Source organism: Caballeronia sp. LZ001, from assembly GCF_031450875.1.
In the GTDB taxonomy this organism is placed as follows: domain Bacteria; phylum Pseudomonadota; class Gammaproteobacteria; order Burkholderiales; family Burkholderiaceae; genus Caballeronia.
In genome coordinates this window covers 3,879,828-3,900,525 of sequence record NZ_JARTVX010000004.1, presented here as the reverse complement: position 1 = coordinate 3,900,525, position 20,698 = coordinate 3,879,828, and the positions used below count along the sequence as shown (strand labels likewise).

The following is a 20,698-nucleotide window of genomic DNA, read 5'->3' as shown; positions in this document are numbered from 1 at the left end:
AAAGCCTCCGCGCGAGCGGGGCGGCGCAAAGGTGAGTGATTCGTTGAATTTCGAATGGCCGATTCGGGTGTACTACGAGGACACCGACGCGGGCGGCATTGTCTTCTACGCGAACTACCTGAAGTTCTTCGAGCGTGCGCGCACCGAATGGCTGCGCGCGTGCGGTATCGACCAGCAGCGGCTGGCCGAATCGGCCGGCATCGTGTTCGTCGTGAGAAGAACATCCGTCGATTATTCGGCTCCCGCGCGCCTGGACGACTCCATTCGCATTGTGAGCCGTATCGCGCGGCTCGGGCGCGCATCGGTGGATTTTCATCAGGAAGCGTGGCGTGACGCGGTTCTTCTTGCAAGCGGCGATATTCGCGTCGCTTCGGTGGATCGCGCAACGATTCGCCCCGCCGGTATTCCCGAACGAGTTCTCGAAGGATTGAGGCGCGGGCCTCATGCCGGGCAGGTCGTGCTTGCCGCGGACGAGCATCGCGCGCACCCGGTTTGAACGCTTCACGAGCAAGAGCCGGCCACGAGGCGGCTTTCGTTTTATTAATGTCGCGGTCACGAAAGCCTGACGCGCCTTTGACCGGAAGCCCCTTTTCCGGACGTAAATAGCAGCTAATAGCGGGTGGAAGCAGCGGACTTTTATGAACAACACACAAGACTTGTCGATCGTATCTCTCGTCATTCATGCGAGCCTGCTCGCGCAGGCCGTCATGGCCCTGCTGCTTCTGCTCTCGCTGCTGTCGTGGACTTTCATCTTCCGCAAGTGGTTCGCCATTCGGCGCGCGCGCGCGCAAACCGAGCGTTTCGAACGCGATTTCTGGTCCGGCGGCGACCTGCAGGCGCTGTATCAAAGCGCGGCGAACAACCGTCACACCATCGGCGCGCTCGAGCGTATCTTCGAATCGGGCATGCGCGAGTTCTTGAAGGGCAAGGAGCGCCGCATCACCGATCCGGGCGCGATTCTCGACGGTTCGCGCCGCGCCATGCGGGCTGCCTTTCAGCGTGAAATGGACGTGCTCGAAGCGAATCTCGCGTTTCTCGCATCGGTCGGCTCGGTCAGTCCGTATATCGGTTTGTTCGGCACGGTCTGGGGCATCATGAATTCGTTCCGCGGCCTCGCAAACGTACAGCAGGCAACGCTCGCCAACGTGGCGCCCGGCATTGCCGAAGCGCTCGTCGCGACCGCGATCGGCCTCTTCGCCGCGATTCCCGCCGTGGTCGCTTACAACCGCTACGCTCACGATATCGACCGTCTGGCGATCCGCTTCGAGACCTTCATCGAAGAGTTCTCGAACATCTTGCAGCGTCAGGCGCACTAAGGAGTCACGATGGCAGGCTCGTCCCGTTCCAGCATGCGCGGCAGTTCGCGCCGCGCCATGGCCGACATCAATGTCGTGCCGTATATCGACGTGATGCTCGTGTTGCTCGTCATCTTCATGGTGACGGCGCCGCTCGTGTCGCCTTCGATCATCAACTTGCCGACCGTCGGCAACGCGCAGCCGCAGGAACAGCAGCCGCCGCTCGTCATCAATATTAAAGCCGACGGCAGCATGAACGTGCGCTACAAGGAAGAAGGCGGCGCGACGCAAGAGCAGAGAATGACCAAGGACGACCTGAACACGTTCGTGCTCAATCGTCAGGAGTCGCATCCGGATCAACCCGTCGTCATCGCGGCGGACAAGACCGTGAAGTATGAAGTCGTCATGAACGTGATGTCCGATATGAAGGCGCGCGGCGTGAAGCGCGTCGGATTGCTCGTCAAATCGCAATGACCCTTTTGCAGAACCGGCAGACGCGCGGCTCATCAGCGCGACCCATCCGCCCGCCGCGCGAACGCGGTACGGGCCGCGCTTTCGCACTCGCCGCCGTCATGCACTTGCTGCTTGGCTGGCTGCTGTATCACGGCATCAACTGGCAGAACAACACTCCCGCCGGAGCCGAGGCGGAACTGTGGACCGAGATTCCCGACACGCCTGCTCCCGCGCCGCGCGTCGCGCCCCCGCCGCCCGTGGCCGTGAAGCCGCAGCCTGCGCCGCCGCCCGCGAAGGACGAGGACGCGGACATCGCGCTGCAGGAAAAGAAGCGTAAGCAGGAAGCCGCCGCACGCGATGCACAATTGGCCGAGCAGCGCCGCCAGCAGGAATTGGCGCAGCAGGAAGCCGAAGCGAAGCGCCAGCAGCAAGTCGCCGCTCAAGCCGCCGCGGCAGCCGCCGCGCAGAAGGCCATGCAGGACAAGCAGAAGCAGATCGAACAGCAACGTCAGGCCGACCTGCAAAAGCAACAGCAGGCGAAGCTGCAACAGGACAAGGCGCGTCAGCAGCAACAAGCCGAAGCGCAAAAGGCCGAGCAGCTTCAGGAACAGAAGGAAGCCAAGGCGAAAACCGATGCCGAAGCCAAGGCAAAAGCCGATGCGCAAGCCAAGGCCAAGGCCGCGGCGCAGGCAAAAGCCAAGGCGGATGCGGAAGCGAAGGCGAAGGTCGATGCCGAACGCAAGTCGCGCCTCGCGCAGCTGCAAGGGCAGCTCGGCGGCGGCACGAATTCGAGCGGCGAAGGGCTGGCCAAGGGTGGCACCGGCAAGGGCGCGGGCGGCAACGCGGCGTCGGCGGGTTATGCCGAGAAGGTGCAGCGTCGCGTGCGGCCGAATATCATCTGGTCGGGCGAAACGTCCGGGCTGGAAACGGTCGTGTCGGTGCGCTGCGCGCCTTCGGGCACGCTGCTTTCGGCGACCATTACGCGGTCGAGCGGCAACGAGCAGTGGGACGCTGCCGCGTTGCGCGCGGTGCAGCGCTCCGATCCCATGCCGAAGGACATTAACGACCAGGCGCCGGGGTCATTTACGATCACGCTGCGCCCGGCTGGCAGTTGATTGCGCGGGATCACTGCAAAGCGCAAGACCGTTGCCGCACGGGAACGAATCGTGCAATCGGGGGTCTGTTTGTGCAGTCTCGGGTCACTTGAAAACGCATTTTTCTGGAACGAATACAGCATGAGTTTGATGAAGAAGCTTGGCTTGAAAACGCTGGTCGCATCCTGTCTGATCGCCGCCGGTACCGCCGCACATGCCCAGTTGAACGTGCTCGTGACTGGCGTCGGTTCTACCCAGTTTCCGATCGCCACGGCCAACTTCGCCAATGAGGGCAGCTCACCGCAACAGGTCAGCGCGATCATTCGTCAGGACCTGCAGAGAAGCGGCAAATTCACGAACATCGACGCGGGCGGCACGCCGGTTTCCGAGACTGATTCCGTCGATCTCGGCGCATGGAAAGCCAAGGGCGCGGACGCGTTCGTATCGGGTAGCGTGAACAAGCTGCCGAACGGCCAGTACGAAGTGCGCTTCCGTCTCTACGACACGGTCAAGCAGCAGAATCTCGGCGGTTTGTCGCTCGTTTCCGCCGAAAGCGGCCTGCGCATGAGCGCACACAAGATCGCGGACTACATCTACGCCAAGTTGCTCGGTGGCCGCGGCGTGTTCGCAACCCGTCTGTCGTACGTCATTCAGACGGGCGGACGCTACCAATTGCAGATTTCGGACTCGGACGGTCAGGACGCGAAGATCGCCCTTTCCAGCCCGGAGCCAATCATTTCGCCGGCATGGTCGCCGGACGGCACGAAGGTCGCCTACGTGTCGTTCGAAAAGAAGAAGCCGGTGGTCTACATCCACGATCTGCCGACCGGGCGGCGCGTGGTCGTATCGAATCAGAAGGGCAACAACAGTGCGCCGGCGTGGTCGCCTGACGGCAGCAAGCTGGCCGTGGCTTTGTCGCGCACCGGCAATACGCAGGTTTTCGAAGTCAACGCGGACGGCTCTGGCCTGCGTCGTCTGACACAAGGCAGTTCCATCGATACCGAGCCGGCCTTCTCGCCCGATGGCAACTCCATTTACTTTACGAGCGATCGCGGTGGCCAACCGCAGATCTACAAGATGCCGGCGGCGGGTGAAAACGCCGGCGCGGCCCAGCGGGTCACGTTTACGGGCAGCTACAACACAAGCCCGCGCGTGAGTCCGGACGGCAAGCAACTCGCGTACATTTCGCGCACCGGTGGCGGCTTCAAGCTGTATTTGCAGGACCTCGGGTCCGGCACGGCGACGGGGCTGACCGACACGACGCATGACGAATCGCCGAGCTTCGCGGCGAATGGTCAGTACATCCTCTACGCCACCCAAGTGAACGGACGTGGCGTGTTGGCAGCCGTATCGACCGATGGTCGTACGCGGCAAGTCTTGTCCGTACAGGGCGGTGTGGTGCGCGAGCCGTCCTGGGGTCCGTTCATGCAGTAAGTTCAGCAAACACGTTCAAATACAACGTTCAGCTACAACACAAGGAGAGGTACCATGATGTCGAAACTTCGTATCGGCCTGGCAGTTGCGATGGTCGGCGCATTGGCAGCTTGTCACTCGGGCGTGAAGCTCGATGAAGGCGCGAACAAGGGCTCGGTCGGCACGCAGCCGAACCCGACGGACGTCAAGCAGGTCAACATCGACCCGCTGAACGACCCGAACAGCCCGCTCGCCAAGCGCAGCATCTTCTTCGACTTCGACAGCTACGCCGTGAAGGACGACTATCAGCCGCTGCTGCAACAACACTCGACGTACCTGAAGAGCCACCCGGAACGTCACGTCCTGATTCAAGGCAACACCGACGAGCGCGGCACGAGCGAGTACAACCTGGCGCTTGGTCAGAAGCGTGCGGAAGCCGTGCGTCGCGCCATGTCGTTGATGGGCGTTGCCGATTCGCAAATGGAAGCCGTGAGCCTCGGTAAGGAAAAGCCGATGGCGACGGGTCACGACGATTCGTCGTACGCCCAGAACCGCCGTGCGGATCTCGCCTACCAGCAATAACAGCAGCAATAGCAGTAGTCCACGTAACGTAACTTAGTCACGGGTGAGTTGCCCTATGTTGTATCGCTTTTCCTTGCTGCGCCTTGCCGCAGCCGCGTGCGTCGCAGGTTCGACGATGCTTGCCGTGCCCGCGCACGCTGGCGTCTTCGACGACAACGAAGCGCGCAAGGCCGTACTCGATCTGCGCACGAAAACGGACAGTCTGGGCAACCAGTTGTCCGCCGCGCAGCGCACGATCCTCGATCAGTCGAATCGTATCGATCAGCTTAATCAGCAGGTCGCGACGCTTCGAGGGCAGAACGAGGATCTGGGCAATCAGGTTGCCACGCTGCAGAAGCAGCAGAAAGACTATTACGCCGACCTCGATACGCGCTTGAAGAAGTTCGAGCCGCAGCAGCAGACTATCGACGGCGTATCGGGCGCCGTGCAACCTGGCGAGACGGAAGCGTTCAACGCGGCATCGACCGAGTTCCGCAACGGTGACTACAAGAATGCCGCGACTTCGTTCAAGGCATTCGTCTCGAAGTATCCGCAGAGCCCGTATCAGCCGACCGCGCAGTACTGGCTCGGCAACGCGCTGTATGCGCAGCGCGACTACAAGGGATCGACTGCGGTCTGGCAGAATCTGGTGAAGACGTACCCAACGCATCCGCGAGCGCCTGAGGCGTTGCTCGCAATCGCGAATAACCAGATCGAACAGGGTCAGAAAGCGGCTGCTAAACAGACGCTGCAGCAGATCATCTCGCAGTATTCCGGCACTGAAGTCGCACAGTCGGCGCAGAGCAAGATGTCGCAGGTGAAGTGACAAGAAGCATCGAAGCATCGAGCGAAGCTTTCGGGTTTCGCGCCTCTCGAGACGAATGCCCGCGGGCCGTTGCGCCGCGGGCGTTTTTCTTTGTTTCGTCGATGCGCGCGCAGCCCGCGCTGCCTTGACAGAATCCGAAACGGCCGATTATAATTTCGCCTCTTTGGGTCGTTAGCTCAGCTGGTAGAGCAGCGGACTTTTAATCCGTTGGTCACAGGTTCGAATCCCGTACGGCCTACCAAAGAAATCGAAGGGCCGCGCTTAGCGCGGCCCTTTCCTTTTTCTTCGCTGGCTTCGCACCAGCACCAGTCTTCATCGTTCGAGCAATTCGACCCTTGGCGTCAACTCAAGCGCCGCTACCGATTCAAAGTTCGCGTTGGCCTCGCTCACAGCGCGATCCGCGTCTGCACGGCGCCGCTTGTACTTCAAGTGCTTGCCAAGTCCGGCGCCGAACACGATCAGTCCGGCGAGCGCGAATGGCCACTCGATGTAAGCCATCGTCAGCAATAACAGGCCCCACGCCGCATGAGGCCAGAGCTTTGGCTGGGCTGGCACCGAACGCATGGCCACATCGAGTCGCGCGAGCGCCGCATCCAATCCGTCGACGGCGCCGTGCCGCTCTTGCAACCGCGCTTCGATCTCGTACACCGCGCGCATCGACTTTTCCTTCGACGGAAGCGACAACGATCCGATATCGCCCAGCAAACCGATCGCTTCGTTGACCTGCGCAAACGAAGGTCTCAGCGCGAGAAAAGTCGGTTCGTGTTCCGGCAGCCGCATCGCGCGATGAATGTCCAACCGGCTCACGCACACGCCGTGCGAGAAGAAATACCGCTGGATGGCATGTGTTGTCCGGCCCTTGAGCTTCTGTAAAAGCTCCTCGTTGGCTTGCTCTCGTTTGCTCATGCTTCTGAATGCTCCTCGACGCTCGTTTAACCGTGGGCATTCTTTCCGCTCGCCGCGCGAAACGTCACTAGAACAATCCTAAACAGCGCTCGACCGTTCGAGACATCCTCTGTCCCAATGCTGCCTATAATCAAACCTCTCCGCTTCCAACCCAACGCACCGTCATGACCTCGAGCCTCGACGAAGCCATTCTCCGCGTGCTGCCAACCGAACGCGACGCGCTCGCGTGGCTCTCCACACCCGAAATTCGCCGTCGTCTCGAAGAGCGCGGGCATCGCGTTGGATACACGAAAAAAGTGCAGCGGCATCTCACCGCGCTCGAAGCCGAATCGCGCGTCATGTCGATGCAAAACGGCCGTGAACTGCTCTGGCAACGCAAACCGTGGCTGCATGGTCTGCAGGAAGGCGTCGGCTTGATGAGCGCATCGGAAGCGGTGGCGTTTCACATCCTGCAGCGCTTTGCCGGCAACAAGCTACCGAACGCGGTCACGCGCGACATCGACCCGCTCTTCAAGGCAGCCGAAGCGCGGCTCTCGCAGGAAAAGGCGGACAGCCGCATCTACCGCGCGTGGGCGGACAAGATCGATTCCGTCGATGGCGCCTTCACGCTGATTCGTCCAAAGCTGCGTCCGGACATCTTTCAGGCCGTGGCGACAGCGACTTTCTTCGAGCGCGAACTGCTCGTGCAGTACCGCGCCGCGTACAAAGGCGAGCAAGGCGACGCGCCAAAAACCAGGACGCTCTGGCCGCTCGCGCTCGTCGAATCCGCTGGCGTGATGTACATGGTCGCGCAGGACCCGGGCCGTGCGCCGCGCCCGGAAAAAGGCGAAAAGGAATGGGTGCGCGCGCTGTACAGGCTGGACCGCATTCGTTCGGTGTCCGAGTCGGGCGAGTCCTTCACGTATCCCGAAGACTTCAAGCTGCGCAAGTACATCGAGACGCAGCAGGTCTTCGACTTTCTGCCCGAGCCCCCCGTGCGCCTCGAACTCGCGTTCGAAGGCAGTTCGGGCAACCAGCTACGCGAGTCGCCGATGTCGAAAGATCAGCACATCGACATGCTGCCCGACGGCCGCATGAAGGTGACCGGCACGGTGACGCCGAGCCTCAAGCTGCGCTGGTGGCTGCGCGCGCTCGGCGCGGGCGTCGAGATTCTCGCGCCGCAAACGCTGCGCGACGAATTCGCGGACGACTTCCGCAAGCTCGCGGCTCGGTATGCACGTGCGAGTGAAACCGCCTAGCGCATGAAGTGCACGTTGACCTTCGGTCCGAACACTTCGCGCACCATGTCCACGAGATGATCGTGATGGCTCAAAAAAATCACCTGCGTGTGCATCGCGATTGCGCTCAAGACGCGCAGGCCGGCGCGCGCGCGGCCGTCGTCGAAATTGATGAAGAGATCGTCGGCCACGAACGGTAGCGGCGACGCCTTCTCGGCATGCTCCTCCAACGCAGCCAGACGCAGCGCGAGATAAAGCTGATCGCGCGTGCCTTCGCTCATGCCGGTGATCTCGACGTGTTCGCCGCTCTCGCGAATGGCGGCGAGCGCCATCGGCTGGCGGTCGTAATCCACGGCGAGCCGCGAGAACGCGCCGAGCGTGAGCTCCGAGAAAATCGTGCTTGCGCGCGTGAGCATCGGGCCTTGACGGCGTTCGCGGTATCGGTCGATCGCCCACTTCAGGAGCGTAGATGCCGTCTCCACCTTGACGAAGCGCTCGGCGGCATCGGCCATGACGGATAGCGCTTCCTGCCGCTTCGCTTCGGCGCGCGCGGCGTTGCCTTCGCCCGAGATCGCGTTGAGTTCGCGGCGCGCGGCATCGAGCTCCGTCGCCAGTTCGCTCGATGCCTTCACGGAATCGCCGAGCGCCGCGCCGATCAGCGACAGTTCGCCGTGCAGACCGGACAGGTCCGCGCCCTCCACTTCCGCGATCAGAACGTCGAGCGCGAGGCCGTCGCCACCTTTGATCAGCGCATCGCGCGCGGCATCGATCGCGGCGAGCAACGCGCGCTTCTTCTGCGACTTGCCGATGAGCGGCGCGAGCAACTCCGCGCTGTCCACGCGGGCCCGCTCGTAAAGCGGACGCAGCGCCGACTTCGCTTCCTCGACGCCCGCCTCGGCCCGGCTCACCTGCTCGCTCGCCGATGCCAGTTCCTTCTTCAGACGCTCGGCATCGGCACGCGCCGCGCACGCGGTATCGAGCCGCGCCGAGAGTTCGGCCGCGATTGCGCCGGGCTCACGCACATGGTTCGTGCCATCGAGTTCAAGCGCGAGCTGCCTTGCATCGGACTCGAACGAGGCGAGCGCCGCGCGCATGGCGTCGATCTGTCCGTGGCGAATGGCGTCGATCTGCACGAGCTGTTCGCCGATCTTGTGGACGATACCAATGGCCAATTCGGCCGCCGCCTGCGAGTCCACCGCAGCCGCCACGCCCGCTTTCGCCGCGGCTTGCGACCATTCGGCTTGCCATCGCTCGAAGGCAAGCGCAGCGGCCTTGGCCGTGTTCTGCCGCGTGACCAGTTCCGCTTGCGCTTCGTCGAGTTGCCCGACGATATGACGCCGCTCGATCACCGCTTCGTCGATGGCGCCGATATGCGCTTCGGCGGCGTCGCAGAGCGCGTCAAAGTCGGCGGTGGCTTCCGCCAACGGCAAATGCCGCGCGAGGTCTTCATGGCGCGTGGCCGCTTCGGCGCTTTCGCGCTCGAACTCTTCCGCGCGCCGGGCAAGCGTGCGCGCCGCCTCGATTACGTGCTCGCGACGCGTGAGCCATGAAGGGACGTCGTCGAGCGCCATCTCCGCGATCTGACTTTGTGATGCGAGCGCGTGCCACGCCGCATCGACGTCCGCGAGCGCTTTTGCGGCTTCGTCCGCGCTGCGTTGCCTTCGTGCGAGCGTTTCCTGATCGACCGCCACGCGCCGCTGCAACGCGCTGAACTGCGTGGCTTGTCCGATGGAATCGAGTCTGCGGTCCGCAAGGTCATCGGCGGTGTGCATCGCCGTCTCGAAAAGCGGCGCGCCCGAATCGAGCGGCGTCGCGCCACTCTTGAGCGCGTGCCACGCGGTATCGCGCGTCTTGCGAGCACCGCGAACCTGATCGCCCGTGACGACATCATGCGTCTGCGTGAAATCGGCGAGTTCGGCTTGCGTGGCGTGCAGCGCGTCGTGCGCTTCGTTCATGCGATCGGCGGCGCGCGTCAGCCGAAGCGCGAACTCCTGCCGCTCGTTGCGCAAGATGGCGATACGCTCGATCGACGGCAAGTTCATCGCTTGCAGTTCGGCAATTGGCCGCGACCATTGGCCAAGCGATGCAAGGCCCGCTTCGAGCGCATGCGCGGCTTCGCGGCGCGCGTCGCCGAGACGGTCTTGCGCCGCGCCCGTTTCGCGATACTTCTGCGCCTGCCGCAGCGCGCGACGCAACTCCTGCGAGACCTCGCCCTCGGCGATGCCGCCAAGTCGCGCCTTCAATGTCCCGATCTGGGCGAGCGTTTCATCGACCGAGCGCGCCGCATTGCGCGCCGCCGTCTCCAACGTGCCGCGTTCGCGCATCAGGCTCGTGACCGTCTGCAACGCAAGCTGTCCGGGCAGCGCCTGACGCGCGCCCGCTTCGTTTTGCGGCCAGCCGAGTTCCGCGCAATCCTGCGCGACTTGGCGCAGACGCGCGGCGACATCGTGTTCGAGTCGCGCGATGTCGGTCGCGTGATGCGCGCACCGATGACGCGTGGTGTCGAGCGCGCGTATCCGGGTTTCCAGCGCGAGCAACGCGTGGTCGATACGGATTTCGTTCAGCTCCGCCTGACGTTGCGCCGTCGCCTTCGCGTGCAGCTCGTGCGCGGTTTGCGCCGATGCAAGCCGTGTCAGCGCGCTTTGCAAGACAGCTTCGGCGTCGGCGGGAAGCTCGGTGACTTCGCCGAGTTCCGCAAGCTCGGCCGCCTTCTCGCGCCACACGTTCAAATACGGGGCGACGCGGCGAATCCGCTCCAGCTTGCCGCGTTTCGCTTCGAGTTCCGCGCGACGCGTTTCGAGCGCGCGGCCGCGCTCCTCGGCTTCGTCGACCGCCGTATATGTCTTGCGCCATTGCGTCGTGCGCACGCTTGCCATCTTTAGTTCGCTCGTGGCTTCCTCGAATTGCTTGAGGCCGATGTAATACGCGCGGTCGCCTGACTTGCGCTTGGCCCAGAGCGCGTCCGCTTCCTCGGCCAGGCGTTGCCGCACGGCGCCAAGACTCGCAATGCCCGCAGCCGATTGAAACAGCACCTGCCCGACATCGCTCGATGCATCGAGAATGCTTCGTCCGCCCGCAATCAATCCTTCGTGGCCGAGACAGTACATCTGCTCGAAGAAGCTCTTGTCCGCCGTGCCGATGAAGGGCGCGAGCGCATCGGCGGCGAGCGCGTCGCCATTGGGTTTGGCAAGCGACGCCTTGCGGCTCTTGGTGCGATGAAACGCGAGCGTCTCGTCGTTCAGTTGCAGCGTTGCGCCGAGTTGCAGATCGCTCTGCGGATGCACGAACGCGAGCGGCGAGCGCTGCGGAATGCCGAACAGCAATTCGGCAATCGCCGTCTTGATGGTCGACTTGCCCGCCTCGTTCGGTCCGACGATGAAGTGAAAATCCTGGGGCGCCGCCGGAAATTCGATGACGCGATCCGTGAACTTGCCAAAGCGAATCAGTTCTAGCTTGCCGATGCGCATGAGCCTATTCCGCATCCGCGAGTTGGGCGATCAGACCGGAGCGCACTTCGGCGACGATCCGCGCGAGATCGTCGTTGCGCACGTATTCGAGTTCAGGCACCGACTTTTGTAATTCGCTCGGCGCCTGCGACGCCAGACCGATCAAACGCTCTTTCAACATGCTTAGAAATTCCGGGTCGGACTCGGCTTCGACCAACAAGGCGTGCAGGTCGGCGAGCGCATCGGCGCCGCCGGCGAACGGTTCGCCCGCCGCGCTCGAATGCACGATCGGCTGCGTCGCGATCTTCACTTTTTCCAGCCACAGACGGTCGTGGCTGATCGCCGCGATCTGCGCCAGCACTTCGGCGCGCAGTTGCGCTTCGAGACCGAATAGCGCGCCATGCGCTTCGGTCGCGCCGGTGATCGTCACCCGCACCGCGAGCGGCACGGGTTGCGCGGCGGATTCGACGAGCGCATCGAGCGCGCGTCCGACCGCGAGCGCGACGTCATCGAGCGTGACGGCTTCGCTGGCATCGACGATAACGGACTCCCAGCGCAAGACATCGATGAAAAGCCGCTCGACGCTCACCTCTTCCGTCTCCGAAACGTGGACGATCACCGCACCGCGCCGGCCCGTTTCGCGGATATTGCGGCCCTGCAAGTTGCCAGGAAACACGATCGTGGAGGCCTCTTGCCAGATGGCGAAATCGTGCACGTGGCCAAGCGCCCAGTAGTGATATTGCCGCGCGTGCAACTCGGCGATCGAGCACGGCGCGTAACTCGCGTGCGCCGCGCTGCCTTCGAGCGCGGTATGCAACACGCCAATGTTGAAGTAGCCCTCGACCGGCTGCGGATACGCGGTGACGAGATTCGTCGTGACCGCTTTTTCCTTGAAGCTGTGGCCGTGCAGCGCCACCTTCAGGGCGTCGAGTCGAAAGGTCTGCGGCTTTCTGCTCGAAAACGTGTGCACGTTGTCGGGCAGCTGCAACTGGCTCGTCATCTCGCTCTCGGCGTCGTGATTGCCGAAGAGCACATAAACCGGAATGCCCGCGCGTCGCAAGCGCCCCATCTCGCGGCAAAAGAAGATGCCCGTGTTGTAGTCGCGCCAGGTGCCGTCGTAGAGATCGCCCGCGATGACCATGAAGTCCACCGCCTCTTCGAGCGCGACATCGACGAGTTTCGTGAATGCGTCGCGCGTGGCGTTGCGCAAGAGATCGGCGGGCGCGTCCGCATAAGCGGCGAGACCGTGCAACGGGCTGTCCAGATGGATATCCGCCGCGTGAACGAACCGCATGGCGTTGCCTCCTTTTTGATGTACTCGATGACCGCGCGGAGCGACGATGATAGCAGCCGCAATGAACGAATCGCGTCGCGTTGGAACGTGTTTCTTCGGGACGCGATGTGTCCCTGCGGGCTTGCACAATGACTCACTCGCATCCGCCGAAGAACGAACAGAACGAGGAGAACAAGTGAGCGCAACGAGCCCTTACACCACGCAGACAGTCGATGCCGCCATCGTGCATCTGGAACGCGTCCTGTCGAAGGAAGGCGCGAATTCGCTGTTCGGCCAGACGTACTGGCGCAGTCGCGTGCAGCAGGTCAGCGCGACGCGCGGCCTGCATCGCGACCAGCGCATGCGGCTCGAACGTCTCATGCGGCTGCTTTCGGACGTTTCGAGCGCCGCGCTATGTCTATGACACTCAAGCCCGCACGAGCGCTTGTGCCAGCGCAACGAACTCCGCCACCGGCACTTCTTCGGCGCGACGCGCGAGATCGAAGCCGAGCGCGTCGAAGTCGATTCGGTCGCGATACGCGCCGAGATTGTTGCGCAGGACCTTGCGACGCTGCGCGAAAGCAGCCTTGACGACTTCACTCAAGGTCGCCTCATCCACCACGGGCAGTTCGTGCGGCGCGAACGGAATCATCCGCACGATCGCGGAATTCACTTTCGGCGGCGGCTGGAAAGATTCGGGCGGCACGTCGATCAGCTTGTCCATCACGTAGCGGTATTGCAGCATCACGGACAGGCGGCCGTAGTCCTTGCTGGCGGGCTCGGCAATCATGCGATCGACCACTTCGTCCTGCAGCATGAAGTGCTGGTCGATCACCTTGGGCGCGAAGCTCGTCAGGTGAAACAAGAGCGGACTCGAAATGTTGTACGGCAGATTCCCGACGATACGCAGCGTCGGCTTGTCGCCTTCCAGCGCGAGCGAGCCGAAGTCGAATTCGAGCGCATCGGCGGAATGCACGACGAGACGCTCGCCAAAGCGCTTTTCCAACCGGCCGATCAGATCGCGGTCGAGTTCCACTGCGTGCAGCGGCGACTCGGGCGTGGCCACCCGTTCGATCAGCGGCTCGGTCAGCGCGGCAAGACCCGGTCCAATTTCGACCATGCGTTCGCCGCGTTTCGGCGCGATCGTATCGACGATCGAATCGATCACGCCCTGATCGACGAGAAAGTTCTGCCCGAAGCGCTTGCGCGCGAAATGGCCCTGGTGTCTGGTGGACATCGGTCTGACGCCTTTGAAACTGATGTGGATGAAGAACCGCGCGACGCTCAGACGCCGCGCTTGTCTCGGTGCTTGTGGCGCGCCATCGTGACGGCGGCGTCGATGGCCGCGATCATGCTGCCCGCATCGGCGCGGCCCGTGCCCGCGAGATCGAGCGCCGTGCCGTGATCGACGGAAGTGCGGATGATCGGCAAACCCAGCGTGACATTGATGCCTTCGCCAAAGGTTGCGAATTTCAGTACCGGCAAGCCCTGGTCGTGGAACATCGCGAGCACGCAATCGGCGTCTTTCAGATAGCGCGGCTGAAACAGAGTATCCGCCGGATACGGACCCGGCGCGTCGATACCGAGCGCGCGAGCACATTCGAGCGCGGGCGCGATGACATCGATTTCCTCGCGGCCGAGATAACCGTTCTCGCCCGCATGCGGGTTCAGCCCGGTCACGAGAATACGCGGCGCGGCGAGGCCGAAATGCGCGCGCAGATCGTGATCGATGATGCGCAGCGTCTCGACCAATCCGTCGATGGTCAGTGCCGCGGACACGTCCTTCAGCGGCAGATGCGTGGTGGCAAGCGCAACGCGCAATGGCCGCTCGCCCGTGCCCGCCAGCATCATCACGACTTGCGGCGTATGCGTGCGCTCGGCGAGATATTCGGTGTGGCCGGTGAAAGGCACGCCGGCGTCGTTGATCGTGCTCTTTTGCAGCGGTGCGGTAACGATGGCGTCGAACCGGCCTGCGAGCGCGCCGTCGATGGCTGCATCGAGCAGATTCAGCACGTAACGGCCGTTGGCCGCGTTCAGCTTGCCGGCCTCGGCGGGCGCGGCAAGCGCATGATGCTCGATCTCGATTCCACCATGCGCGGCAGGCCAGGACGCGGCGCGTGCCTTGAGCAACTCGCGGTCGCCCAGCACGACGAAGCGTGCTAACGGCCAGCGCGCGTGCGCTTCCTGCAAGGCGGCCGCCGTCAATTCCGGACCGACGCCCGCCGGTTCGCCCGTGGTGATCGCGATGGTGATCGCCGGGGCGAGCGGATGGGTGTCGGCGTTCATGCTTTTTTACTGCTGGGCTTGCGCCGCAATGCCCTTGTACTGCACGTAGGCGGTGTCACGCAGTTCGCGCAGCCAGTCGGAGTACGCCTGTTCCGCCTTGCGCTGACCAATGGCCTGACGCGCGATATCGAGCTGCTGCGTGGCCGACCCTTCCGCGTCGCGCCGACCCAGCACCTGGATCAGGTGATAGCCGTATTCGCTGCGCACCGGGTCGCTCACGGCGTCGTCCTGCAGACTGTTCATCGCGCGTTCGAACTCGGGCACGGTTTCGCCCGGGCTGATCCAGCCGAGATCGCCGCCTTGCGAGGCCGAACCGTCTTGCGAATACGTGCGCGCGAAGTTCGCGAAATCGCCGCCCGAGAGCACTTGCTGCTTGATGTCGAGCAGCTTCTGGCGCGCCGACTGTTCCGACATGCCATCCGACACGCGCAGCAGAATGTGACGCACGTGCGTCTGCACGAGCTTCGGCGCATCGGCCGCGGTGCCCTGGCTCGCGCGGCGTTCGACCAGCTTGACGATCTCGAAGCCGCCGTCGGTGCGCAGAAGCGTCGGCACGACCTGACCGGGACGCAACGTGGCCACCGCCGACACGATGCCCGCCGGCAACGTGCCCGGCGTGCGAAAGCCGAGGTCGCCGCCCTTGCCTGCGTCCGTGTCCTGCGAATTCTGCTTGGCAAGTTTGGCGAAGTCGTCGCCGTTTTGCGCTTGCTTAAGCACCGCGTCGGCTTGCGCCTGCACCTTCGCGACATCGGCGGAAGATGCGTCGGAAGGCAGCTTGAACATGATGTGCTGCAGGTGCAGATCGCTCGAGTTGCGCGCGCCGGGACCGCGCTGGCTGGCGATGTAGTTCGCCACTTCGCCGTCGGACACGGTGATCTTGCTGTCCACTTCCTTTTCGCGCAGCTTGGAGAGCGTGAGTTCGGTGCGGGCGTCGCGCGTGAAGGTGGCCCAGGGCACGCCTTGCGCCTCGATGCGCGAGCGGTAGACGTCGAGCGTCATCTGGTTTTGCTGCGCAAGACGCTCGAGCGTGCGGTTCACGGTGGCGTCGTCGACGACGATGTTGTCTTCCTTCGCGCGCTGCAACTGAATGCGCTCGAGCACCATCTGATCGAGCACCTGCTGCTGCAATTGTTCAGCGGGCGGCACCGGCGCGTTCTGTTGTTGCAGACGCTGCGCGATGAGGCGCGAGCGGTCTTCGAGTTCGCGCCGCGTAATGACGCCGTCGTTGACGATCGCGACGACCGAATCGGTGACTTGGGCACTGCTGCCATTCGACAACGCCTGCGCACGGGCCGGCGAACTCAGGATCAGAGCGGCAGCGATCACGCTTGTTGCAACTACCGTCGATCGAAACATATTCACGTTTGCCACAGATACTCCATCAAATACGGGTCGTGCCCGTTCGTATGCTGCTTCTCGTGCGGTTCTGGCGAGCCGCCTTACTGCTTCTTAGCTGCGTGTTAGAGGATGCCTTGTCCGCCTGCGTTCCCCGAGGCTTACTCGTAGTTGCTGTAGCGGGCGAGCGGCGGCGCTGCTGGCGGCGGAGGCTGGTAGCCCTGGACGCTCGCGCGGAACGCGCTGACGAGGCCGTTGTCGACGTTCGACAGGCCCTTGAACGTAAGCTGCGCGAGCACGCGCGTGCCGGACGAGGGCTGACCGCTGGTGTTGACGCCATTAGCATAACGTTGCGCGCCGAAACCAAGCGCCCAGCAGTCGGCATCGTACTGGAAGCCCACGAGGCCGTCGACGAGCCGATGACTCGCAAGATCATAATTGACACGAGCGACCGCATAGAGACGATTCGTGAGCGGCCACTCGCCGGACACCAGGATCTGGTTGATCGGCTCGTTCACGAGCGTGGTCTGGTTGGAACGCGTGTAGCGGTAGCCGACGTTGATCACCTTGCGGTCGGCCGGGCTGAACGCGAAGCCGATGCTCGAGCGCACGAGCTGATTGTTGTCGACATTATATTGGAACGCGGTTTCCGAGGCGAAACCAGCTCCCAGCTTGATCGCCGCGCCCGCGATGAGGTCCGAGTGCTTGGCCTCGTTGATCGGCTGATCCTCGGAGATCGTGACGCGCTGGCTCGTGAAATAGTACTGCTGCGCGATGACGAAACGCGCACGTTCATCGCCCGTCGCCGGGTTGATGAAGCGCGTCGTGAGGCCCGCCGTGATGCGGTTTGCGTCCGCGATCCGGTCGTTGCCGACGAACGTGTTCGGCGTGTAGATCTCGGCGAGACCGAAGTCGGCTTCGGCGGTATCGAAGATCGGCGCGAAATTCTGGTTGTGATACGGCGTGTAGACGTAGTAAAGCCGCGGTTCCAGCGTCTGGATGTAGTCCTGGCCGAAAAGCCGCACCGAGCGGTCGAACACGAGACCCGAGTCGAAACTGAGCGTCGGGATCGATTCGGTGAAGTTCTTCGGCTGACCTGCCGGCGTCAGCGGTTGACCCACTACCGGCCCGGTCGCGATATGGCTCAGGTCGTAAGACGCGAAGTGCCACTGAATCTTCGGCGTGACAAAGTAGCCCGGCGCGTTGACCCCGTAACTCACGTACGGGTTGAAGTACATGCGCTGACCGTCGGTCGCGCCTTCCTCGGTGATCGTGAAGCGCGTGAAATCCGCTTCGGCGCCGTAATCGAAACCGCCGACGTTGAACTTGCTGTACTGCACGTTCAACTGCGGTTCGCGCGCATACGGCGGGACCGACGGCTGCAACGTCTGCCAGCGCTGTTCGCGCGCAAGCACGGACCACGGTCCGTTGCTGTATGTCAGACCCGCTTCCTGCTGGTAGAGCAACTGCGTGCCGTTCAGGAACTGGTTCGACGCGTTGCCCAGGTCTTCCGGATACTGATCGTCGGAAACCTTGTTGTAATTGACGTAACCCGCAAGGCCGCCGCCGAAGTTCTGAAAGTGTTTCCAGAAGATGGCATAACGGTTCGTGTGCGTTTCGCGGTCGTTTGGCAGAAAATCGCCAGTGAATGAGCCCGAATATGTAGGCGACAGATAGCGGTACGTCGCTTCCATCAGAACGCCACGCTGAGTCATGATGCGCGGCGTCAGTGTCAAATCGCGATCGGGCGCGATGTTGAAATAGTACGGCGCCGTCAGTTCGAAGCCCGTGTTCGAACTCACCGAAAAAGTCGGCGGCAGAAAGCCACTGCGGCGGTCGCCCGTCAACGGAAACGACAGCCACGGACTTGCGAATACCGGCACGCCCTGGAAGAACAGCACGCCGTTATGCGCGACGCCGTCTTCGGCGCCGGTATCGAAATCGAACGAACTGCCCTTGATGTACCAGGCCGGATTGGTTTCGCACGCGCAGGCCGTGTAGGTGCCGTGATCGACACGCGCCCGCTCGTTATCGATGATATCGATGCGCTCCGCGCTGCCCGAGCCGCCCGTCAGCAGGAAGTGGTACTTCGGGTTCGTCATGAACCCTTCGTTCGCCTCCACCTTCAAATGCGCTTCGGGACCCACGAACGACACGCCGTTGTTGATGAGCCTGACATTGCCGAAAGCATCGGCCATGTCGGTGTCCTGGTCGTAATGGAGCGCATCGCCCTTGATGACCGTCACCGTGCGCCGGATTTCCGCCGAACCTTTCGCCGCCATGTCCTCGTCGGACGTGCCAGTGGTCTTGTCGCCGAGAAGAAAGCTCGTTGGCTGCTGGCCGCTCTTCAGCGGGCGCTCTTCCAGTTGGGGCGCGAGACGCAGGCTGCCGGGACCGTCGATTGGCTGCGGTTCGGCTGCGGGTCCTGCAAGCTGAGCGTGCGCGAAAGCGGGCATCAGGCCCGGAACGGATAAAAGCGCGGCGACGAGCCGCCGCCGGCGTGGCTGAGCGTCGCCTGGAATCTTCGATGCGGGAAACTGTCGTGGCGGCATGTATGGGTGGCGGTTCGATCCCGTTCGCGTCCTGAGCGCGATGCCGACAAGTCTGCGGCCGCGCTTTTGGCCGCGCTGTGACCGCACATGCGTCGAGGTCGAAACTGGACGGTCCGTTGCCAGGCAGGGACGACACTCGATCGAACGGTGACGCGGACAGTCGTCGGGCCTGGCGCCAGGCTTGAAACGGATCGCTTAAAAAAGTCGTGGGGTATTATATGGCAAGATGTTTTGCCTCTCGAATTTATGACGCACATTCCCCCCGATTCCCGCTTCGAACAACTTCGTTCGTGGCTGCAAACCCTCACCGATCGTTACCGGCTCGATGTCGCGACGCTCGCGCCCGCGTCGGCCGACGCCAGCTTTCGCCGCTACTTCAGGCTGGAGAGCGCATCGGAGCATGGCAGCACGCTCATCGCCGTCGATGCCCCGCCGCCCGAGAAATGCCGCGAGTTCGTGCAAATGGCAGGCTTGCTCGAAACCGCCAACGTGCATGTGCCGAAGATTCTCGAAGCCGACTTCGAGGCCGGCTTCATGCTCGTGACCGATCTCGGCACGACCACCTACATCTCCGTCCTCGACGAAAAGAACGCGCGCGGGCTCATGCGCGACGCCATCGACGCGCTGATCCGCTTTCAGCAGACTTCGCGCGAAGGCGTGCTCCCGCCGTTCGACGAAGCGTTCCTGCGTCGCGAGATGGAGTTGATGCCCGAGTGGTTCATCGGCCGTCACCTTGGCCGCGAGGTCACACAAGCCGAGCGCAAGACGCTCGACAAGACCTTCGATCTGCTCGTCAAAAGCGCGCTCGCGCAACCGCGGACTTTCATGCTGCGCGACTTCATGCCGCGCAATCTGATGGTCGCGGAGCCGAACCCCGGCGTGCTGGATTTTCAGGACGCGGTGTACGGGCCGATTGCGTACGACATCGCATCGCTCATGCGCGACGCGTTCATCAGCTGGGACGAAGAGTTTCAGCTCGATTGTATCGTGTACTACTGGGAACGCGCGCGAAAGGCCGGCCTTCCGGTCGATGCGGACTTCGGCGAGTTCTATCGTCAGGTCGAGTGGATGGGCCTGCAGCGGCACATCAAGGTGCTCGGGCTGTTCGCGCGCGTTCATTATCGCGATGGCAAGTCGCACTATCTGGCGGACTTGCCGCGCTTCATCGGCTACGCGCGCAAGGTGGCCGAACGCTACGCGCCGCTCTTCCCCTTCGCGCGGCTGCTCGATCAGTGGGAAGGCCGCGCGATCGAAGTCGGCTATACGTTCTGAGCAGCCATGAGTCAAACCCTCAACACGGCGATGATCTTCGCCGCCGGCCGCGGCGAACGCATGCGCCCGCTCACCGATTCCTGCCCGAAGCCGCTGCTTGAAGTTGGCGGCAAGCCGTTGATCGTCTGGCAGATCGAGCGGCTCGCGGCGGCGGGCATCCAAACCATCGTCATCAATCACGCGTGGCTCGGCGAGCAGATCGAAGACGCGCTCGGCGACGGTTCGCGCTGGGGCGTCGAGTTGCGCTATTCCGCCGAGACCGACGCGCTGGAAACGGCGGGCGGAATCGCGCAGGCGCTGCATCTGATCGGGCGCGGCGTTTTTATCGCGGTGAGCGGCGATGTGTTCTGCGAGTTCGACTATGCGTCGCTCGGCGAACGCGCCGACAAGCTCGCATCGCGCGATACGCCCGGCATGCATCTCGTGATGGTGCCCAATCCGCCCTTCCATCCAAACGGCGACTTTGCGTTGCGCGAAGACGGACTGCTCGCCATCGACGGCGCGCCGCGCCATACGTTCGGCAACATCGGTCTCTACGACACGCGCATGTTCCATGACCTGACTCCGGGTACGCGCCGCGCGCTGACGCCGTATTACCGCGAGACCATCGTGGGCAGACGCGCCACCGGCGAGTTGTACGTAGGCCGCTGGGAGAACGTCGGCACGCCCGCGCAACTCGACGCGCTAGACCGGGAATTGCGCGCCCAAGGCTGAGGCGCGCCGGGATTGGGACGCATCCGATGGTAAAATGCGCAGTTCTGCCGTCTTT

The 20,698-nt window shown here is 63.1% G+C and carries 18 protein-coding genes and 1 tRNA gene; 12 read left to right on the top strand and 7 right to left on the bottom strand.

Annotated elements, in window-relative coordinates; all coding sequences use genetic code 11:
* Positions 1-31 precede the first annotated feature (31 nt).
* The 8 genes from ybgC (at position 32) to P9292_RS29200 (ending at position 5,883) form a co-directional block, all read left to right on the top strand.
* Entirely contained in the window at positions 32-496 is a 465-nt protein-coding gene (gene ybgC, locus P9292_RS29235) for a tol-pal system-associated acyl-CoA thioesterase (protein WP_250526217.1), read from the top strand.
* A 142-nt stretch (positions 497-638) separates the two neighbouring features.
* Positions 639-1,316, top strand: a complete 678-nt coding sequence (gene tolQ / locus P9292_RS29230) for a protein TolQ (RefSeq protein ID WP_016346195.1) — start codon at positions 639-641, stop codon at positions 1,314-1,316.
* A gap of 9 nt (positions 1,317-1,325) precedes the next feature.
* Complete coding sequence (gene tolR, locus P9292_RS29225; protein WP_244826192.1) at positions 1,326-1,769, top strand: protein TolR; 444 nt, start codon at positions 1,326-1,328, stop codon at positions 1,767-1,769.
* Complete coding sequence (gene tolA / locus P9292_RS29220) at positions 1,766-2,863, top strand: cell envelope integrity protein TolA (protein WP_309962469.1); 1,098 nt, start codon at positions 1,766-1,768, stop codon at positions 2,861-2,863. Before tolR ends, tolA begins: the two co-directional genes overlap by 4 nt.
* 120 nt (positions 2,864-2,983) lie before the next feature.
* Positions 2,984-4,276, top strand: a complete 1,293-nt coding sequence (gene tolB / locus P9292_RS29215; RefSeq protein ID WP_244826194.1) for a Tol-Pal system beta propeller repeat protein TolB — start codon at positions 2,984-2,986, stop codon at positions 4,274-4,276.
* Positions 4,277-4,330: 54 nt separating this feature from the next.
* Positions 4,331-4,837, top strand: a complete 507-nt coding sequence (gene pal, locus P9292_RS29210) for a peptidoglycan-associated lipoprotein Pal (protein ID WP_244826195.1) — start codon at positions 4,331-4,333, stop codon at positions 4,835-4,837.
* A 55-nt stretch (positions 4,838-4,892) separates the two neighbouring features.
* Positions 4,893-5,642: a tol-pal system protein YbgF gene (ybgF, locus tag P9292_RS29205; RefSeq protein ID WP_244826196.1), complete on the top strand. Its 750-nt coding sequence runs from the start codon at positions 4,893-4,895 to the stop codon at positions 5,640-5,642.
* 165 nt (positions 5,643-5,807) lie between these two features.
* A tRNA-Lys gene (locus P9292_RS29200) sits at positions 5,808-5,883 on the top strand.
* Positions 5,884-5,954: 71 nt separating this feature from the next.
* On the opposite strand, the gene P9292_RS29195 is transcribed toward P9292_RS29200, so the two are convergent.
* On the bottom strand, positions 5,955-6,548 hold the full coding sequence (locus tag P9292_RS29195; protein ID WP_250509467.1) for a hypothetical protein: 594 nt from the start codon (positions 6,546-6,548) through the stop codon (positions 5,955-5,957).
* A gap of 164 nt (positions 6,549-6,712) precedes the next feature.
* Here P9292_RS29195 and P9292_RS29190 point away from each other — a divergent pair, with 164 nt between their 5' ends.
* Positions 6,713-7,786 (top strand): YafY family protein, encoded by a 1,074-nt coding sequence (locus P9292_RS29190; protein WP_244826198.1) that lies wholly within the window; start codon positions 6,713-6,715, stop codon positions 7,784-7,786.
* On the opposite strand, the gene P9292_RS29185 is transcribed toward P9292_RS29190, so the two are convergent.
* Positions 7,783-11,232: an AAA family ATPase gene (locus P9292_RS29185; RefSeq protein ID WP_309962464.1), complete on the bottom strand. Its 3,450-nt coding sequence runs from the start codon at positions 11,230-11,232 to the stop codon at positions 7,783-7,785. The genes P9292_RS29190 and P9292_RS29185 overlap by 4 nt on opposite strands.
* Before the next feature lie 4 nt (positions 11,233-11,236).
* Positions 11,237-12,505 carry a DNA repair exonuclease gene (locus P9292_RS29180; protein ID WP_250526220.1) on the bottom strand — a complete coding sequence of 423 codons (1,269 nt, stop codon included), beginning with the start codon at positions 12,503-12,505 and terminating at the stop codon, positions 11,237-11,239.
* 175 nt (positions 12,506-12,680) lie between these two features.
* Here P9292_RS29180 and P9292_RS29175 point away from each other — a divergent pair, with 175 nt between their 5' ends.
* Positions 12,681-12,908: a hypothetical protein gene (locus P9292_RS29175; protein ID WP_244826201.1), complete on the top strand. Its 228-nt coding sequence runs from the start codon at positions 12,681-12,683 to the stop codon at positions 12,906-12,908.
* A 3-nt stretch (positions 12,909-12,911) separates the two neighbouring features.
* Here the strand turns inward: P9292_RS29175 and rsmA are convergent, their stop codons facing one another.
* The 4 genes from rsmA to P9292_RS29155 all read right to left on the bottom strand — a co-directional run bounded on the left by rsmA (position 12,912) and on the right by P9292_RS29155 (position 18,657).
* Positions 12,912-13,721 (bottom strand): 16S rRNA (adenine(1518)-N(6)/adenine(1519)-N(6))-dimethyltransferase RsmA, encoded by an 810-nt coding sequence (gene rsmA / locus P9292_RS29170; protein ID WP_250465607.1) that lies wholly within the window; start codon positions 13,719-13,721, stop codon positions 12,912-12,914.
* A gap of 47 nt (positions 13,722-13,768) precedes the next feature.
* Positions 13,769-14,770: a 4-hydroxythreonine-4-phosphate dehydrogenase PdxA gene (pdxA, locus tag P9292_RS29165; protein ID WP_250465609.1), complete on the bottom strand. Its 1,002-nt coding sequence runs from the start codon at positions 14,768-14,770 to the stop codon at positions 13,769-13,771.
* Positions 14,771-14,776: 6 nt separating this feature from the next.
* Positions 14,777-16,141, bottom strand: a complete 1,365-nt coding sequence (locus P9292_RS29160) for a peptidylprolyl isomerase (protein WP_409015204.1) — start codon at positions 16,139-16,141, stop codon at positions 14,777-14,779.
* Between the two features lie 125 nt (positions 16,142-16,266).
* Positions 16,267-18,657 carry an LPS-assembly protein LptD gene (locus P9292_RS29155; protein ID WP_309962459.1) on the bottom strand — a complete coding sequence of 797 codons (2,391 nt, stop codon included), beginning with the start codon at positions 18,655-18,657 and terminating at the stop codon, positions 16,267-16,269.
* Between the two features lie 246 nt (positions 18,658-18,903).
* Here P9292_RS29155 and P9292_RS29150 point away from each other — a divergent pair, with 246 nt between their 5' ends.
* Together P9292_RS29150 and murU are read left to right on the top strand one after the other, a co-directional pair.
* A complete protein-coding gene (locus P9292_RS29150) occupies positions 18,904-19,929 on the top strand; it encodes a phosphotransferase (protein WP_309962456.1) in 1,026 nt (341 codons plus the stop codon).
* A gap of 6 nt (positions 19,930-19,935) precedes the next feature.
* Positions 19,936-20,643, top strand: coding sequence for an N-acetylmuramate alpha-1-phosphate uridylyltransferase MurU (gene murU, locus P9292_RS29145; RefSeq protein ID WP_309962453.1), 708 nt, complete (start codon positions 19,936-19,938; stop codon positions 20,641-20,643).
* The last annotated feature ends 55 nt before the right edge of the window (positions 20,644-20,698 follow it).

Coding starts and splice junctions, on each gene's coding strand:
- tolQ (WP_016346195.1), top strand. CDS start 639: ATGAACAACACACAAGACTTGTCGATCGTATCTCTCGTCATTCATGCG.
- tolR (WP_244826192.1), top strand. CDS start 1,326: ATGGCAGGCTCGTCCCGTTCCAGCATGCGCGGCAGTTCGCGCCGCGCC.
- tolA (WP_309962469.1), top strand. CDS start 1,766: ATGACCCTTTTGCAGAACCGGCAGACGCGCGGCTCATCAGCGCGACCC.
- tolB (WP_244826194.1), top strand. CDS start 2,984: ATGAGTTTGATGAAGAAGCTTGGCTTGAAAACGCTGGTCGCATCCTGT.
- pal (WP_244826195.1), top strand. CDS start 4,331: ATGATGTCGAAACTTCGTATCGGCCTGGCAGTTGCGATGGTCGGCGCA.
- ybgF (WP_244826196.1), top strand. CDS start 4,893: ATGTTGTATCGCTTTTCCTTGCTGCGCCTTGCCGCAGCCGCGTGCGTC.
- P9292_RS29195 (WP_250509467.1), bottom strand. CDS start 6,548: ATGAGCAAACGAGAGCAAGCCAACGAGGAGCTTTTACAGAAGCTCAAG.
- P9292_RS29190 (WP_244826198.1), top strand. CDS start 6,713: ATGACCTCGAGCCTCGACGAAGCCATTCTCCGCGTGCTGCCAACCGAA.
- P9292_RS29185 (WP_309962464.1), bottom strand. CDS start 11,232: ATGCGCATCGGCAAGCTAGAACTGATTCGCTTTGGCAAGTTCACGGAT.
- P9292_RS29180 (WP_250526220.1), bottom strand. CDS start 12,505: ATGCGGTTCGTTCACGCGGCGGATATCCATCTGGACAGCCCGTTGCAC.
- rsmA (WP_250465607.1), bottom strand. CDS start 13,721: ATGTCCACCAGACACCAGGGCCATTTCGCGCGCAAGCGCTTCGGGCAG.
- pdxA (WP_250465609.1), bottom strand. CDS start 14,770: ATGAACGCCGACACCCATCCGCTCGCCCCGGCGATCACCATCGCGATC.
- P9292_RS29155 (WP_309962459.1), bottom strand. CDS start 18,657: ATGCCGCCACGACAGTTTCCCGCATCGAAGATTCCAGGCGACGCTCAG.
- P9292_RS29150 (WP_309962456.1), top strand. CDS start 18,904: ATGACGCACATTCCCCCCGATTCCCGCTTCGAACAACTTCGTTCGTGG.
- murU (WP_309962453.1), top strand. CDS start 19,936: ATGAGTCAAACCCTCAACACGGCGATGATCTTCGCCGCCGGCCGCGGC.